At 46.5% G+C, this 13533-nt stretch carries 15 protein-coding genes and 2 tRNA genes; all 17 read left to right on the top strand.

Going from position 1 to position 13533, the window contains the following annotated elements:
• The first annotated feature begins 69 nt into the window (after positions 1–69).
• The 17 genes from Q7C_RS10060 (at position 70) to mscL (ending at position 13532) form a co-directional block, all read left to right on the top strand.
• Positions 70–1836 carry a tetratricopeptide repeat protein gene (locus Q7C_RS10060; RefSeq protein WP_014704653.1) on the top strand — a complete coding sequence of 589 codons (1767 nt, stop codon included), beginning with the start codon at positions 70–72 and terminating at the stop codon, positions 1834–1836.
• Entirely contained in the window at positions 1833–2432 is a 600-nt protein-coding gene (gene lolB / locus Q7C_RS10065; RefSeq protein WP_014704654.1) for a lipoprotein insertase outer membrane protein LolB, read from the top strand. The genes Q7C_RS10060 and lolB overlap by 4 nt, the downstream gene beginning before the upstream one ends.
• Entirely contained in the window at positions 2429–3286 is an 858-nt protein-coding gene (gene ispE / locus Q7C_RS10070) for a 4-(cytidine 5'-diphospho)-2-C-methyl-D-erythritol kinase (RefSeq protein WP_014704655.1), read from the top strand. The genes lolB and ispE overlap by 4 nt, the downstream gene beginning before the upstream one ends.
• 10 nt (positions 3287–3296) lie before the next feature.
• Positions 3297–3371, top strand: a tRNA-Gln gene (locus tag Q7C_RS10075).
• A 90-nt stretch (positions 3372–3461) separates the two neighbouring features.
• Positions 3462–4397 carry a ribose-phosphate diphosphokinase gene (locus Q7C_RS10080; protein ID WP_187287384.1) on the top strand — a complete coding sequence of 312 codons (936 nt, stop codon included), beginning with the start codon at positions 3462–3464 and terminating at the stop codon, positions 4395–4397.
• Between the two features lie 105 nt (positions 4398–4502).
• Positions 4503–5189, top strand: a complete 687-nt coding sequence (locus Q7C_RS10085; RefSeq protein ID WP_014704657.1) for a 50S ribosomal protein L25/general stress protein Ctc — start codon at positions 4503–4505, stop codon at positions 5187–5189.
• Positions 5190–5212: 23 nt separating this feature from the next.
• Positions 5213–5788 carry an aminoacyl-tRNA hydrolase gene (gene pth / locus Q7C_RS10090; RefSeq protein ID WP_014704658.1) on the top strand — a complete coding sequence of 192 codons (576 nt, stop codon included), beginning with the start codon at positions 5213–5215 and terminating at the stop codon, positions 5786–5788.
• A gap of 9 nt (positions 5789–5797) precedes the next feature.
• Positions 5798–6889, top strand: coding sequence for a redox-regulated ATPase YchF (ychF, locus tag Q7C_RS10095; RefSeq protein ID WP_014704659.1), 1092 nt, complete (start codon positions 5798–5800; stop codon positions 6887–6889).
• 128 nt (positions 6890–7017) lie between these two features.
• Positions 7018–8022, top strand: a complete 1005-nt coding sequence (locus tag Q7C_RS10100; protein ID WP_238532308.1) for a phospholipase A — start codon at positions 7018–7020, stop codon at positions 8020–8022.
• A gap of 56 nt (positions 8023–8078) precedes the next feature.
• Positions 8079–8155: transfer RNA gene (locus Q7C_RS10105), tRNA-Met, on the top strand.
• Between the two features lie 504 nt (positions 8156–8659).
• Positions 8660–9001: a metalloregulator ArsR/SmtB family transcription factor gene (locus tag Q7C_RS10110; RefSeq protein WP_014704661.1), complete on the top strand. Its 342-nt coding sequence runs from the start codon at positions 8660–8662 to the stop codon at positions 8999–9001.
• Position 9002: 1 nt separating this feature from the next.
• Positions 9003–9533 carry a phosphatase domain-containing protein gene (locus tag Q7C_RS10115; protein WP_238532309.1) on the top strand — a complete coding sequence of 177 codons (531 nt, stop codon included), beginning with the start codon at positions 9003–9005 and terminating at the stop codon, positions 9531–9533.
• Entirely contained in the window at positions 9523–10536 is a 1014-nt protein-coding gene (locus Q7C_RS10120; RefSeq protein ID WP_014704663.1) for an ArsJ-associated glyceraldehyde-3-phosphate dehydrogenase, read from the top strand. Before Q7C_RS10115 ends, Q7C_RS10120 begins: the two co-directional genes overlap by 11 nt.
• Positions 10537–10541: 5 nt before the next feature.
• Positions 10542–11765, top strand: a complete 1224-nt coding sequence (arsJ, locus tag Q7C_RS10125; RefSeq protein WP_014704664.1) for an organoarsenical effux MFS transporter ArsJ — start codon at positions 10542–10544, stop codon at positions 11763–11765.
• A 71-nt stretch (positions 11766–11836) separates the two neighbouring features.
• On the top strand, positions 11837–12169 hold the full coding sequence (locus Q7C_RS10130) for a YnfA family protein (RefSeq protein ID WP_014704665.1): 333 nt from the start codon (positions 11837–11839) through the stop codon (positions 12167–12169).
• A gap of 28 nt (positions 12170–12197) precedes the next feature.
• Positions 12198–13061, top strand: a complete 864-nt coding sequence (locus Q7C_RS10135) for a mechanosensitive ion channel domain-containing protein (RefSeq protein WP_014704666.1) — start codon at positions 12198–12200, stop codon at positions 13059–13061.
• Positions 13062–13133: 72 nt separating this feature from the next.
• Positions 13134–13532: a large-conductance mechanosensitive channel protein MscL gene (gene mscL / locus Q7C_RS10140; RefSeq protein ID WP_014704667.1), complete on the top strand. Its 399-nt coding sequence runs from the start codon at positions 13134–13136 to the stop codon at positions 13530–13532.
• Position 13533: the final 1 nt, after the last annotated feature.

Genomic DNA, 13533 nt, shown 5'->3' on the forward strand with positions numbered 1-13533 from the left:
TGGGTGCATTATGTGTGATAAACCAAAATTAGCCATTCTATCAAACTCAATCACGCAGGTCGTTTTTATATGGATTTATTAGAACAGTTTTGGTTCGGTTTTCGCGGAGCATCGCGTCAAATGGTGTGGCTGGTCCTGCCTTTTGCGTTGTTTGCCTGTGCTGCCAAACCGACCCAGAGTGAAACCAATAAACAACCGGTTGCGGAGAAATCTGCGCCTGAAACACCCGATCAAGAAGCGGTTACCTATAAACCTCTGACACCAGAGCTGGTGTATTACATTCTGACGGCAGAAATTGCAGGTCAGCGTGGGGCGATTGGCATTGCCAGCGATATGTATGAACAGGCCGCCAATTCTGTTGACTCACCTTTGTTGGCTGATCGGGCAGCCCGGGTTGCTACATTTACCCGAGATCGTGCGCGTATTAATCGAGCGTTGTCACGCTGGAAAGAAGTCGATCCTAACGATGCGGATGTGCAGATCATGCAAATTCCGTTTTTAATTGATAATCAGCAGTATAGCGAAGCGATTGAGACTATGGATAAGGCGATTGCCTTGGCGCCGGAAAAGACCATCCCATATCTGGCAACTTTTGCTAAACAGCTAAGTGAAATGGAAGATGCTGAGACAGCGCTGCCAATGATGCGGTCTCTTCAGAGTTATCAGGAACAATCAGCAGATACCCGTTTTGCTTATGCGCGGCTTGCTGCGCATTACCGGGAATGGGCGTTGGCGCATGCTGAGCTTGATGCCTTGCTCGAGGAGCAACCGAAACACGAGCCATTTTTGACATTACAGTCTGAAATTCTTCAACGTACTGGCAAGCCTGAGCAGGCGCTTGATTTGATTGCCAACGTTGCCAAGAAACCCGACGCCAGTGCTGAGCTGCGATTTGCTTACGGAAAATTATTGGGTGAAAACGGACATGCGGATGAGGCCAAAGCCGTTTTTGAGGCATTAAATCTCGAAAATCCTGATAATCAAGATGTGTTGTTTGCCTTGGGTCTGCTAGCGCTGGAAGAACAGGATGGCGATACTGCCCGAACCTATTTTACGGAAGTTTTACGTAAGGGCGATCCTGCGCAACAGGTTGGTTATTTCATGGGCTTGGCTGAAGAAATGAGCGGCAATTATGATGCGGCACTGGTCTGGTTTGCTTCGGTCCCAGCAGAAAGTCAGCGGTTTGATAGTGCGCAGGCCCGCTATATTGGTTTACTTGCCGATCAAGGTGATATGGCAAAAGCCCGTCAGCATCTGCGCTTGTTGCGTCAGGAGCGACCTGAACAGGCCCGTGAGCTTTATATATTTGAGGCATCTTTTTTACACGATGAGGGCCTTTCCGAAGAGGCGATGCGCGTTTATTCGGAAGCCTTGACAGCGTTTCCTGATGATTTTGAATTACTGTACAGTCGCGCCATGCTGGCTGAGAGTCTGGATGATTTGACACTGCTGGAAACGGATCTGCGCCGGATTTTGGCCATTGATCCGGATAATGCGCAAACATTAAATGCCCTAGGCTATACCCTGACAGATAGAACGGATCGTCATCAGGAAGCACTGGAGATGATTCAAAAAGCGTTGCAGATTAAACCTGGCGACCCCTACTATCTGGATAGTCTTGGTTGGGTATATTACCGGCTGGGTGATCTGGAAAAGGCGGAAACCTATTTGCGGCAGGCCTTGGCTGTGCAGGATGATGCCGAGTTTAGTGCGCACCTGGGAGAAGTAGTGTGGGTGCAGGGAAATCGCCGCGAGGCCAGAAAAATCTGGCAGCAGGCATTAGAAAAATATCCTGACAATGACATACTCACGGAAACGATGGAACGCTTTGAATGATAAAAAAGCTGCTTTTGTTGACATTATGGGTGTTGGTATCAGGATGTAGCACACTCTGGCAGAGCAAGCCTCAGGCGCCGGCTGAAACACTCTGGCTGGAACGTCAATCACAATTGAAACAACTAGACAACTGGACACTGCGTGGTCGTACCGCCATTCAGCAGGGCAAAGAAGGCTGGAATGCCGGGGTCAGTTGGCATCAAAGCCCAGACCAATTTGAAATACGCTTGACGGGTCCGTTTTCTCAGGGGGCGGTTAATTTATCTGGTGACCAGAATGCGGTTTTATTAACCAACTCATCGGGCGAACGCTATGTTGCGGCTACGCCAGAGCAGTTACTAGAAGAAGTGCTGGGCTGGCAGTTGCCGATAAGCGCGTTACGCGATTGGGTTAAAGGCTTGCCTTTCTCAGAAGCGGCAGTTACCTATCGAGAGCTGGATCGTGATGGTCGTCTAGTTGCTTTGGAACAAGCAGGCTGGCAAGTCAGTTTTATGCGCTATGTTCCGTTTCAGGGCACCGATGTTCCCGATAAAATTTTTATCAAACGTGATCAATTAAGCGTGCGTCTGGTCGTGTCTGCTTGGCAAAGTGAATGACGTGTTGTCATTGGCCGGCTCCCGCCAAGCTTAATCTGTTTTTGCACATCACCGGGCGGCGGGCAGATGGGTATCATTTGTTGCAAACGGCATTTCAGTTTCTGGACTATGGGGATCAGCTCACTGTCACTGTGACCAGCTCGCCAGAGATAAGCGTTACTCCACAACTATCAGGGGTTGCTAACGAAGATAACCTTATATATCGGGCAGCCAAGCTGTTACAAGCCGCGACTAAAACAAGTTTAGGTGCGCAGATAGCGCTTAACAAGCAGTTGCCGATGGGCGGTGGTTTGGGAGGGGGCAGTAGCAATGCTGCCACCACCTTGGTCGCGCTGAATCGGCAATGGCAGTGTCAGTTATCTGATTCGGCGTTGGCGGAATTGGCGCTGAAGTTAGGCGCAGATGTACCGGTTTTTGTTTATGGTCAGGCGGCATGGGCAGAAGGGGTTGGCGAAATTCTGACGCCAATAACCCCGCCAGAAGCATGGTATTTCGTTGTTATACCGAATTGTCAGGTATCTACTGCGGAAATATTTTCCGATTCGGAATTGACACGCGACTGCGAACCTATCAAAATATCGCGCTTCCTTAAGGGGGAAGGCAGGAATGTCTGCGAATCGGTAGTCCGCCGGCGTTATCCGGAAGTTGCCGAGGCACTTGATTGGTTGGCGCAATATGCCACAGCGAAAATGACCGGTACAGGTGCCTGCGTTTTTGCTGAGTTTGAAACCGAAGCACAAGCGCGGCAGGCATGGCGGCAATTGCCAGAAAAATGGCAAGGTTTTGTTGCCAAAGGGTGCAATCAGTCACCACTGCGACAGGCAATCTCAGGTAACCGAGATTGTATGAGATGAGTTTAACTGTTGGGGTATAGCCAAGTGGTAAGGCAGCGGGTTTTGATCCCGCCATTCCCAGGTTCGAATCCTGGTACCCCAGCCATACTCTTTTGGTTTTTGACTTAACTCGGCAGCTCTACTTGTGACGCAAAACCGAATCCTCCAATTACAGCAGCGTAACGCTGATGACAATATGATGGTCTTCACGGGCAATGCGAATCGCAGGCTTGCTGAGAGCATCACCAGTTTTCTGAATATTACCCTTGGTAAAGCCACCGTTGAGAAGTTCAGCGACGGTGAAATCATGGTTGAGATTCTGGACAATGTGCGCGGTAAAGACGTGTTTATTGTGCAGCCCACCTGTATGCCCACAAATGATAATCTGATGGAGCTGATGGTGATGACAGACGCCATCAGACGTGCATCGGCGAAACGGATTACATTGGTTGTTCCCTATTTCGGGTATTCACGCCAAGATCGAAGACCGAGATCGGCACGTGTCGCTATCACTGCAAAAGTAGTTGCAAATATGCTGACCGGCGTCGGCGCTGATCGGGTGTTGACGGTAGATCTGCATGCCGATCAAATCCAGGGCTTTTTTGATTGTCCGGTGGATAATGTGTATGCGTCTCCAGTTTTGCTCGGCGATATTTGGAAACACAAATACGATGACCTGGTTGTGGTTTCACCAGATGTCGGCGGGGTGGTGCGTGCCCGGGCGCTAGCCAAACATATGGATGTTGAGTTGGCGATTATCGATAAGCGCCGTCCACGCGCCAATGTTGCCAAAGTGATGAATATTATCGGTGATGTTGAAAATCGCACCTGTGTCATGGTGGATGACATGGTGGATACCGCCGGGACACTCTGCGCGGCAGCGGCGGCATTAAAAGAACATGGTGCTAACCGTGTCGTTGCCTATTGCACGCATCCGGTATTATCGGGACCGGCGGTGAATAATATCAGTCGGTCGCTATTGGATGAGTTAGTGGTGACAGATACGATTCCACTTCATGTCGATGCGCAGAACTGTAGCAAAATCCGTTTGTTAAGCATTGCTGAAATGCTGGCGGAGGCGATGTATAGAATTAGTAACGAAGAGTCTGTGAGCTCTTTGTATATGGATTAACCCGTAAGGGTTAGCGTGCCAAACCTGGTCGCGGGGGAGGCGAATGCCACATTAACGTGGCTTATCAACGGACTTTGGTCCGTTTTTTAGTCTTGGAGTAAAGTGATGGAAAATTTATTTGAAGTCCATGCCGAAGCACGTACTGACGAGGGGAAAGGTGCGAGCCGCCGCCTGCGTCGTGCGGGTAAAGTGCCGGCAGTTGTATACGGTACCGAAAAAAAGCCGGTGTCTATTTCTTTGGATCATAACCAGTTTATTCGACATTTGGCCGAAGAAGCTTTTTATGCTCATATCCTGAATTTGGTTATTGATGGCAAGAAAAATCAGGTCGTTTTGAAAGATCTGCAACGTCATCCAGCAAATGACAATAAAATTATTCACGCTGATTTTCTGCGCGTCGATGCGAAGCATGAAATGACGATGACGGTTCAGTTGCACTTCGTGAATGAAGATAAAGCGCCAGGCGTGAAAGCTGGTGGTCAAGTATCTCACTTGATTACTGAGGTTGAAATCGCTTGTTTGCCTAAAGACTTACCGGAATACATCGAAGTCGATGTGGCTAAGCTGGAAATGGACGAATATATCCATTTATCGGAACTGGACTTGCCTTCAGGTGTGTCATTAACGGCGTTAAGTCACGGCCAGGATGAGCATCTGGAAGACGGTGAGCGTTCATCATATGACCAAGCTGTTGTCAGTATTCACGAGCCACGTGTTGTCGCCGTAGAAGATGAAGATGCGGACGACACTGCGGCGGATGAAGCGAAAGACGAAGACGAATCAGAAGATTAATCAACGTCTTTAGGGAGCCGTAAATGGACAACTGGATCATTGTCGGTCTGGGTAATCCCGGCTCCCAATATGAACACACTCGACATAATGTCGGGTTTTGGATGCTGGATCAGTTTGCTGAGCAAGCCGGACTTTCGTTTAAAACGGATAACCGGTTTCAGGGTGAACTGGTTCAGCAGATCATGCCTCAAGCCAAATTCTGGCTTTTGAAACCCCTGACTTTCATGAATCGAAGTGGACAGTCTGTCGCCGCACTGGCCAATTTTTATAAAATCCCGCCCGAACGTATCGTTGTTTTACATGATGAACTGGATCTGCCCACAGGCACAGTTCGGCTAAAAAAATCGGGGGGACATGGTGGCCACAATGGCTTGCGCGATATTATTGCTCAACTTGGCGGGCAAAAAGATTTTTTACGTTGCCGGATTGGAATCGGTCATCCAGGAAATAGCAGACAAGTCTCAGACTATGTGTTGAGCAGACCCTCTCCCGACGATCGTCAGCAGATTATGCACGGTATTGATGCCGCGATTCAGGCATTACCGGATGTGTTCAATAATCAACTTGATAAAGCCATGAACTGGCTACACTCTCTGTAGGACATTATTATGGGATTCAAATGCGGCATTGTTGGACTGCCAAATGTCGGCAAGTCGACCTTATTTAATGCGCTGACACAGGCAGGCATTGAAGCACAAAATTATCCGTTTTGTACGATTGAGCCTAATGTCGGCATTGTACCGGTACCCGATCCACGGCTAACCAAGTTGGCTGAGATTGTGAATCCACAGAAACTCCTGCCAACAACGATGGAGTTTGTGGATATTGCCGGTCTGGTTGCAGGTGCCTCTAAGGGCGAAGGCTTGGGTAACAAGTTTTTGGCAAACATCCGTGAAACCGATGCGATTGCTCATGTCGTACGTTGCTTTGATGATGACAATGTCGTCCATGTGGCGGGTAAGGTCTCTCCCTTAGATGATATTGAAGTCATTAATACAGAGTTGGCGTTGGCGGATCTTGAGTCAGTCGAAAAAGCGATTTTAAAAACCGCGAAAGAAGCCAAAAGTGGCGATAAAACAGCAAAGCTGCGTTTAACCTTACTGGAACAGGTTAGAGATCATCTTGATGGCGGCCAACCTGTGCGGGCAATGCAACTTGATGCAGACCAACTGGGTCTGATGTCAGGACTGCATCTGCTAACCATCAAACCAACGATGTATATTGCCAATGTCGCAGAGGATGGCTTTGAAAATAATCCGGCGTTAGATGCCGTGAAGACATTGGCTGAGCAGGAAAATGCGGTTGTCGTAATTATTTGTGCCAGTATTGAAGCAGAGATTGCCGATTTGGCAGACGCAGACAAAGCCGAGTTTTTGGCTGAGTTGGGGCTGGAAGAACCAGGTTTGAATCGGGTCATTCGGAGTGGATACAGCTTGCTGGGGTTACACACTTATTTTACAGCCGGTGTCAAAGAGGTTCGGGCCTGGACAGTCGAAATCGGTGCCACCGCGCCAGAGGGTGCGGGTGTGATACACACTGATTTTCAAAAGGGCTTTATTCGCGCCGAAGTGATTGGTTACGACGATTTTGTGCAGTTCAATGGAGAACAAGGCGCTAAAGATGCCGGTAAATGGCGTCTTGAGGGCAAAGATTATGTCATCAAAGATGGTGATGTGATGCATTTCAGATTTAACGTGTAAGCCATTTGCGTGGCAGGTTTTTTGCCTGCACACTGACATCGTCTTTTAGGGAAGCGGTTATGTTTGCCAGAGGTTGTGTTTTCGGAGCTTTGTTGGCTCTGCCATTATCGGCGTTCGCTGATAATGCAATGGATAAGTGCATATTGACGCAAATCGGTATTGTCGATGACACCATGACCATCGGTGAGGTGAGGCAGTTATGTGCTGCTGAGCGCCAGCTAGATTTGGCTGAACCGATTAATGAAAAAGCAGCAGATGAAGTTGCCAACGTTGCTGCTGAACCGCAAAACATTGAAGTAACGCTGGAAGAAAATACCATTGCTACCGAAGATGGCTCTGCCGTATCACGTCGCGTGTTATTGGAGAAAACGCAGGCTCGTAATCCTTTTGCATTAATGCCGCACAAACCAAACTACATTATTTTTGCCAACAATCTATCCTCAACACATGAGACACCATTTGAACAGGATGATCCCAACAGAGACTATAACTTTCAGCCTTGGGAAACCAAATTCCAAATCAGCTTGAAAATGCCGTTAGTCAGAGGTTTATTTAATCAGCGTGCGGATTTGTTTGTTGCCTACACCAATCGTTCATTCTGGCAACAATTCAATAAAGATGGTTCAGCGCCGTTTCGAGACTCCAATCATGAGCCGGAAGCCTGGCTTTCATTCGGCAATGATTTTGAGTTATTTGGTTGGAAAAATTCCGTGATTCGCACCGGCATCAGTCATCAGTCCAATGGTCAGTCTGGTGCATTGTCCCGGAGCTGGAATCGCGCTTACGCAGACTTTATTTTTGAGCGCGGTGACTGGTATTTATCCTTCAAGCCTTGGCTACGGATTGCGGAAAGTGCTGACAATGATGATAACCCGGATATTGATGAGTATATGGGTAACTTCGAGTTGGGCGCTTATTACAAGCTTGAAGACCACAGTTTTGAAATGATTCTGCGTAATAACCTCGATTTTGGTGAAAATTATGGCGCTATACAGTTAGGCTGGACCTTCCCATTAACCGATAGACTCCAGGGTTATGTGCAGTGGTTTAATGGTTATGGTGAGAGTTTGATCGATTATAATGCGCACACTAACAGTATCGGTTTTGGCATCAAGGTCAGTGATTGGCTATGACCAAGTAGAGAATGATTGATATTTGCTGTTTAGCATCGTAAAATACTCGGCTTCGTGGCTATGTAGCTCAGTTGGTTAGAGCACATCACTCATAATGATGGGGTCCCTAGTTCGAATCTAGGCATAGCCACCACTCTTTCCTCGCTTTGTTCAAATCAAAAAAATAGTTTTTCGTGTTATTTATCACTGTATAAAGCGTGATCTAGTTTAAAGTTAGTTCCCCCCCCCCACCTGTTTGTTGCCATTTTGGGCACCGATCATAACTGCCTTTCGTAGAGGCGATCTTCTCCTCTTTAATACTATCTAATCAAAAAGAATATACCGGTTTGCTGCGCAAGCAAGCAACTTGTGCAGCTTACGCTAAAGCTTGGGTCATGGTCTCAAAACAAGAGCTGAGGTTTGTCTAGAAGCTTTGCTCGGTTTAAGATATATGGGAAAACATATATCTTGTCGGTGATCTTTATTTTCGGTTAGAAAATAGCGTTAGATGGTCACTCACAGTTCGCCCGTCACGCAAATGAAACATATCTGTTTTACCATATATTAAAAGCCGGTGCTTATTGATAAATAAACACTTCATTATTAAATAATTGCATAAAAAAACAATCGCTTAGAAAGTGTAAAAACAAGAGGAATGATGAACCCGTTAACTTTTTATAAATGCCTTGCAGACGGCACCCGTTTGCGGTGTCTGATATTGGTTCAACTCCATGGTGAATTATGTGTCTGCGAATTAATGAACGCTTTGGATGAGACGCAACCGAAAGTTTCTCGACATTTGGCACAACTTAGAAAATGCGGCCTGTTGCTTGATAGACGGCAGGGACAGTGGGTTTTTTATCGGATAAATCCAGCGTTACCGGATTGGACAAAGTCGATACTGGCGATGACGGCTGAGCAAAACCGCGATTTTATCAATAAGCATAATCAACGACTTACAGAAAAGGCGAATCGGCCTGAGCAGCAATGCTGTGAGTAACATGAGTACGGTTCGAATGGCACAACTACACCCCTTTACCGTTGTTTCTTTACCAAATGGTGGCCGATTTTTGTTTACATCGTGTCCGGGCACACAAGAGGCGTCAATGGGTGATGCACTGCAAACGTTCGTAAAGGCAGGGGCCTCGGTGGTTGTGACGGTGTTACCTGATGAAGAAATGGCCAGTTTACAGGTCCCTGAACTTGGTCAACAAGTTGTTACAAATGGGCTGCAATGGTTTCAGTTACCAGTCAAAGATAACGCAAAGCCAGATCAGGCGTTTTTGGCGTTATTGTCGGGCGTCAAGTCAACGTTAATTTCACATATCCAACAACGTGAAACTATCGTCATCCACTGCCGCGGCGGCTCTGGACGAACTGGGTTAATTGCAGCCGTTTTATTACTTGAGTGTGGTTATCACTGGGATCAAGTAAAAGCATTAGTGCAATCTGCTCGCCCTAAGGCATTGACCTTACCTCAACATCTAAATTTTTTAAATGAACAATATCAAGTAGGTAAATATGCGTATTAAAGTTGGAATAAATGGCTTTGGCCGAATTGGAAGATTAGCGTTACGGGCAGCATTTACTTGGCCAGAAGTCGAGTTTGTGCAGATTAATGATCCGGCAGGAGATACAGAAACCTTGGCTCATTTGTTGAACTTTGACTCTGTTCAAGGGCGCTGGCAGTTTGAGGCAAAAGCTGAAGGGGAGTACATCGTTATTAATGAAACGCGTCTTCGTTGTACAAGAAATACCACGATTAATGAGACCGACTGGTCAGCTTGTGATGTGGTGATAGAAGCCAGCGGTAAAATGAAAAATAAAGCCACGCTGCAGGCCTATTTACAGCAAGGCGTAAAACGTGTCGTTGTCACAGCGCCAGTCAAAGAAGACGGTGTCTTGAATGTGGTGATGGGCGTAAATGATGACAAATATGAGAAATCCCATCACCGTATTGTGACTGCAGCGTCCTGCACGACCAACTCTTTGGCACCGGTTGTAAAGGTAATTCATGAAAATTTAGGCATTAAGCATGGTGCTATTACGACCATTCATGATGTGACGAATACACAGACAATTATCGACGCACCACATAAAGACTTAAGACGAGCCCGCGCTTGCGGAAGCAGTTTGATACCAACCACAACGGGATCGGCCAAGGCTATTACTGCGATTTTTCCTGAACTGACGGGACGATTAAATGGCCATGCTGTGCGTGTGCCACTGACCAATGCGTCATTGACGGATTGTGTTTTTGAAGTCGAAAAAAAGACCACGGTGTCAGCGGTAAATGGTTATTTAAAACAGGCAGCAGAAACCAATCTCAACGGCATTCTAGGTTATGAGACGCGGCCACTGGTTTCGATTGATTATAAAGGCGATTCGCGCTCCAGTATCGTTGACGCCTTATCGACAATGGTAATCAATGAAACCCAAGTCAAAATTTATACCTGGTATGACAATGAATGGGGTTACGCTAATCGGACGGTAGAGTTGATGAAATTAGTCGGCTTATCAGATTTAGAGGCTTAGCAGCGATGACGGCCTTGTCTCGGTTATCGGTTGAAATTCGCCAGTACTTGATTGTTACTGGAAATTATTGGGCATTTACGCTGACAGATGGTGCATTACGGATGTTGGTCGTATTGCATTTTTATGCCCTGGGTTACAGTCCGCTCGAAATTGCCATGCTGTTTTTGTTTTATGAGTTTTTTGGTGTGGTAACGAATTTAGTTGGTGGCTGGCTTGGCGCAAAATATGGCCTTAACAAAACCATGAATATTGGGCTTTTTATACAGATTTTAGCCCTATCAATGTTGTTAGTCCCCAATGAAAACCTGACGGTAATGTGGGTGATGGCTGCACAGGCCTTATCGGGCATTGCCAAAGATTTAAATAAAATGAGTGCCAAAAGTGCGATCAAACTTTTGGTGCCAGATGATGCTCAGGACAAGTTGTATCGCTGGGTTGCAATACTGACGGGATCTAAAAATGCGCTCAAGGGCGTTGGCTTTTTTTTGGGCGGCGCCTTATTGACTCTCATCGGTTTTAAAGCAGCGATATTGTTTATGGCTTTGGGCTTATTTGCCGTTTGGCTCTTTAGTCTTGTTGCATTAAATAAAGAAATGGGGCGTGCCAAATATAAACCTAAATTTTCACAAATATTTTCTAAAAGTCGTTCTGTGAATATTCTGTCAGCGGCTCGACTTTTTTTGTTTAGTGCTCGTGATATTTGGTTTGTTGTCGCCTTGCCCGTATATTTATCGACGCAACTTGGCTGGAATCATTGGTATGTTGGTGGATTCTTGGCGATATGGGTGATTGGTTATGGTTTTGTACAAAGTGTGGCACCAAAAATAACGGGTAAGACTTCGTCAAACGACTCTACATCAAGTCATGCGCTTTTTTGGGCGTTGATTCTTTCTCTCATCCCTGCAGCTATCGCGATAGCGTTGTATGCGGATTGGTATCCGGTAGGATCTCTGCTTATCGGGTTGATGATTTTTGGTGTCTTATTTGCCATTAACTCCGCATTACACAGCTATCTGATTGTCAGTTTTGCTGATGCGCAGGGGGTTTCTTTAGATGTCGGTTTTTATTACATGGCAAATGCCATGGGCCGGCTCATTGGCACTGTCTTATCAGGTTGGTTATTTCAGTCATATGGACTAGAAATGTGTCTTGCGATCTCCGCGATATTTATTGCAATTGTTGCCTGGATTTCCTACTTTCTGCCAAATAAGATAACAACGCCATCATAACGGCATGCTTATCGTACAATGATATTGTGCGATAGGTTACGCTGGCCATTTAGTAAAACGGATCCATATTGATGTTCGAGTTAAAAACGTTTGGCTTATTTTTTGCCACGGCATTAGCTGAAATCCTCGGTTGCTATTTGCCTTATCTCTGGCTAAAGCAGGATAAATCAATCTGGCTGTTAATTCCTGCAGCGATAAGCTTGAGTGTTTTTGTCTGGTTACTCACCCTGCATCCTGTTGCGAGTGGTCGTGCTTATGCTGCCTATGGCGGTGTTTATATATTCACGGCATTATGCTGGTTGTGGGCAGTTGACGGGATTAAGCCAAACCAGTGGGACCTCCTTGGTGGCTTTCTGGCTTTGCTCGGAATGGCTGTTATTATGTTTGCACCACGCTATGCCTGAGCTGCAGATAGAGCAAATGGAATAGGTGATGTTTGAGTCACTCGATGCTTTGTCGTTAAATTTACCAAGTGAGATTGTTGTGTCTGATTCGTTGATTGGCCTGATTATCAGCAGTGTCATCTTGATCACCGCTGTACTGATATTGCGTGCACTGGCTGCCCGGTTTATAAGGCAAAAAATCGAATCTTATGAATTGCGTCGCCGGTGGTTGGTGCAGTCACGCAATGGTCTGATTCTGTTTATGGCGCTGGGTTTGATATTTATTTGGGGTCAGGAATTACGCACCTTGGCGTTGTCCGTGGTGGCGATTGCCGTTGCGTTTGTGGTGGCGACGAAAGAGTTGATCCTGTGTGTCATGGGGTCGCTTTTGAAAACCGGGGCAGGATCCTTCACTATCGGCGATAGAATTCAGGTCAAGGAATTTCGCGGTGATGTTATCGATCAGAACCTGCTGGCAACGACGATTCTCGAAGTTGGGCCGGGTCAGCTTATTCATCAGCGAACTGGGCGACTGGTGGTATTACCAAATGCCATCTTTGTTGCTGAGCCAGTGATTAATGAAAGCTATACCAACGATTACACGCTACATGTATTTACGGTGCCGTTCAAACGCGAAGATGATTGGCAGGCAGCCCAAAAGGCCTTTTTAAAGGCGGCTCAGCGACATTGTCAGCCTTACTTGGAAGAAGTGCGCAACTACATGAACCAGATTAGTCGTCATCGTGGTGTCGAAGTACCCTCTGTCGAGCCGCGTGTCACCCTGCAAGTACCGGAAGCTGATGAAATTCATCTGGTCATTCGTATTCCAGCCCGGGCGTTTCAACGTGTCCAGGTTGAACAAGCGATCTTGAATGAGGCATTGACGGGCATTCTCAGTCCTGTGGAACCTTGAAAAGTCTTTTACCTTTTTGCCTCTTTTTTTGTTATAAAAATAACGCGGTATCCCATTTTTCAGGAGAGTCAAATGAGTATGATGCAGGAATTCAAGAAATTCGCCTTACGTGGCAATGTTGTCGATATGGCGGTCGGTATTATCATTGGTGCGGCTTTTGGCAAAATCGTCTCATCACTGGTGTCGGATATTATCATGCCGCCAATCGGCTTAATGCTGGGCGGGGTTGATTTTAAAGATCTCGCGATAGTACTCAAAGACGCGGTTGGCGATACGCCTGCCGTATTAATTTCTTATGGTCAGTTTATTCAAACCATCATTGATTTCCTGATTATTGCGTTGGCCATTTTTGTGGCGGTGAAAGTGATGAATTCAATGAAACGCAAAGAAGAAGCGGCGCCTAAGGCACCGCCTGAGCCATCTAAAGAAGAGCTGTTATTAACAGAGATTCGTGACTTATTGAAAAAATAAC

It is taken from the genome of Methylophaga frappieri, assembly GCF_000260965.1.
Taxonomy (GTDB): Bacteria; Pseudomonadota; Gammaproteobacteria; order Nitrosococcales; family Methylophagaceae; genus Methylophaga; species Methylophaga frappieri.

Bases quoted from the DNA above. Each gene is read 5' to 3' on its own strand.
- Q7C_RS10135 (WP_014704666.1), top strand. From the start codon at position 12,198: ATGTTTGAGTCACTCGATGCTTTGTCGTTAAATTTACCAAGTGAGATT.
- ychF (WP_014704659.1), top strand. From the start codon at position 5,798: ATGGGATTCAAATGCGGCATTGTTGGACTGCCAAATGTCGGCAAGTCG.
- arsJ (WP_014704664.1), top strand. From the start codon at position 10,542: ATGACGGCCTTGTCTCGGTTATCGGTTGAAATTCGCCAGTACTTGATT.
- Q7C_RS10115 (WP_238532309.1), top strand. From the start codon at position 9,003: ATGAGTACGGTTCGAATGGCACAACTACACCCCTTTACCGTTGTTTCT.
- Q7C_RS10085 (WP_014704657.1), top strand. From the start codon at position 4,503: ATGGAAAATTTATTTGAAGTCCATGCCGAAGCACGTACTGACGAGGGG.
- Q7C_RS10110 (WP_014704661.1), top strand. From the start codon at position 8,660: ATGAACCCGTTAACTTTTTATAAATGCCTTGCAGACGGCACCCGTTTG.
- mscL (WP_014704667.1), top strand. From the start codon at position 13,134: ATGAGTATGATGCAGGAATTCAAGAAATTCGCCTTACGTGGCAATGTT.
- lolB (WP_014704654.1), top strand. From the start codon at position 1,833: ATGATAAAAAAGCTGCTTTTGTTGACATTATGGGTGTTGGTATCAGGA.
- Q7C_RS10080 (WP_187287384.1), top strand. From the start codon at position 3,462: ATGATGGTCTTCACGGGCAATGCGAATCGCAGGCTTGCTGAGAGCATC.
- ispE (WP_014704655.1), top strand. From the start codon at position 2,429: ATGACGTGTTGTCATTGGCCGGCTCCCGCCAAGCTTAATCTGTTTTTG.
- Q7C_RS10130 (WP_014704665.1), top strand. From the start codon at position 11,837: ATGTTCGAGTTAAAAACGTTTGGCTTATTTTTTGCCACGGCATTAGCT.
- Q7C_RS10120 (WP_014704663.1), top strand. From the start codon at position 9,523: ATGCGTATTAAAGTTGGAATAAATGGCTTTGGCCGAATTGGAAGATTA.
- Q7C_RS10100 (WP_238532308.1), top strand. From the start codon at position 7,018: ATGGATAAGTGCATATTGACGCAAATCGGTATTGTCGATGACACCATG.
- Q7C_RS10060 (WP_014704653.1), top strand. From the start codon at position 70: ATGGATTTATTAGAACAGTTTTGGTTCGGTTTTCGCGGAGCATCGCGT.
- pth (WP_014704658.1), top strand. From the start codon at position 5,213: ATGGACAACTGGATCATTGTCGGTCTGGGTAATCCCGGCTCCCAATAT.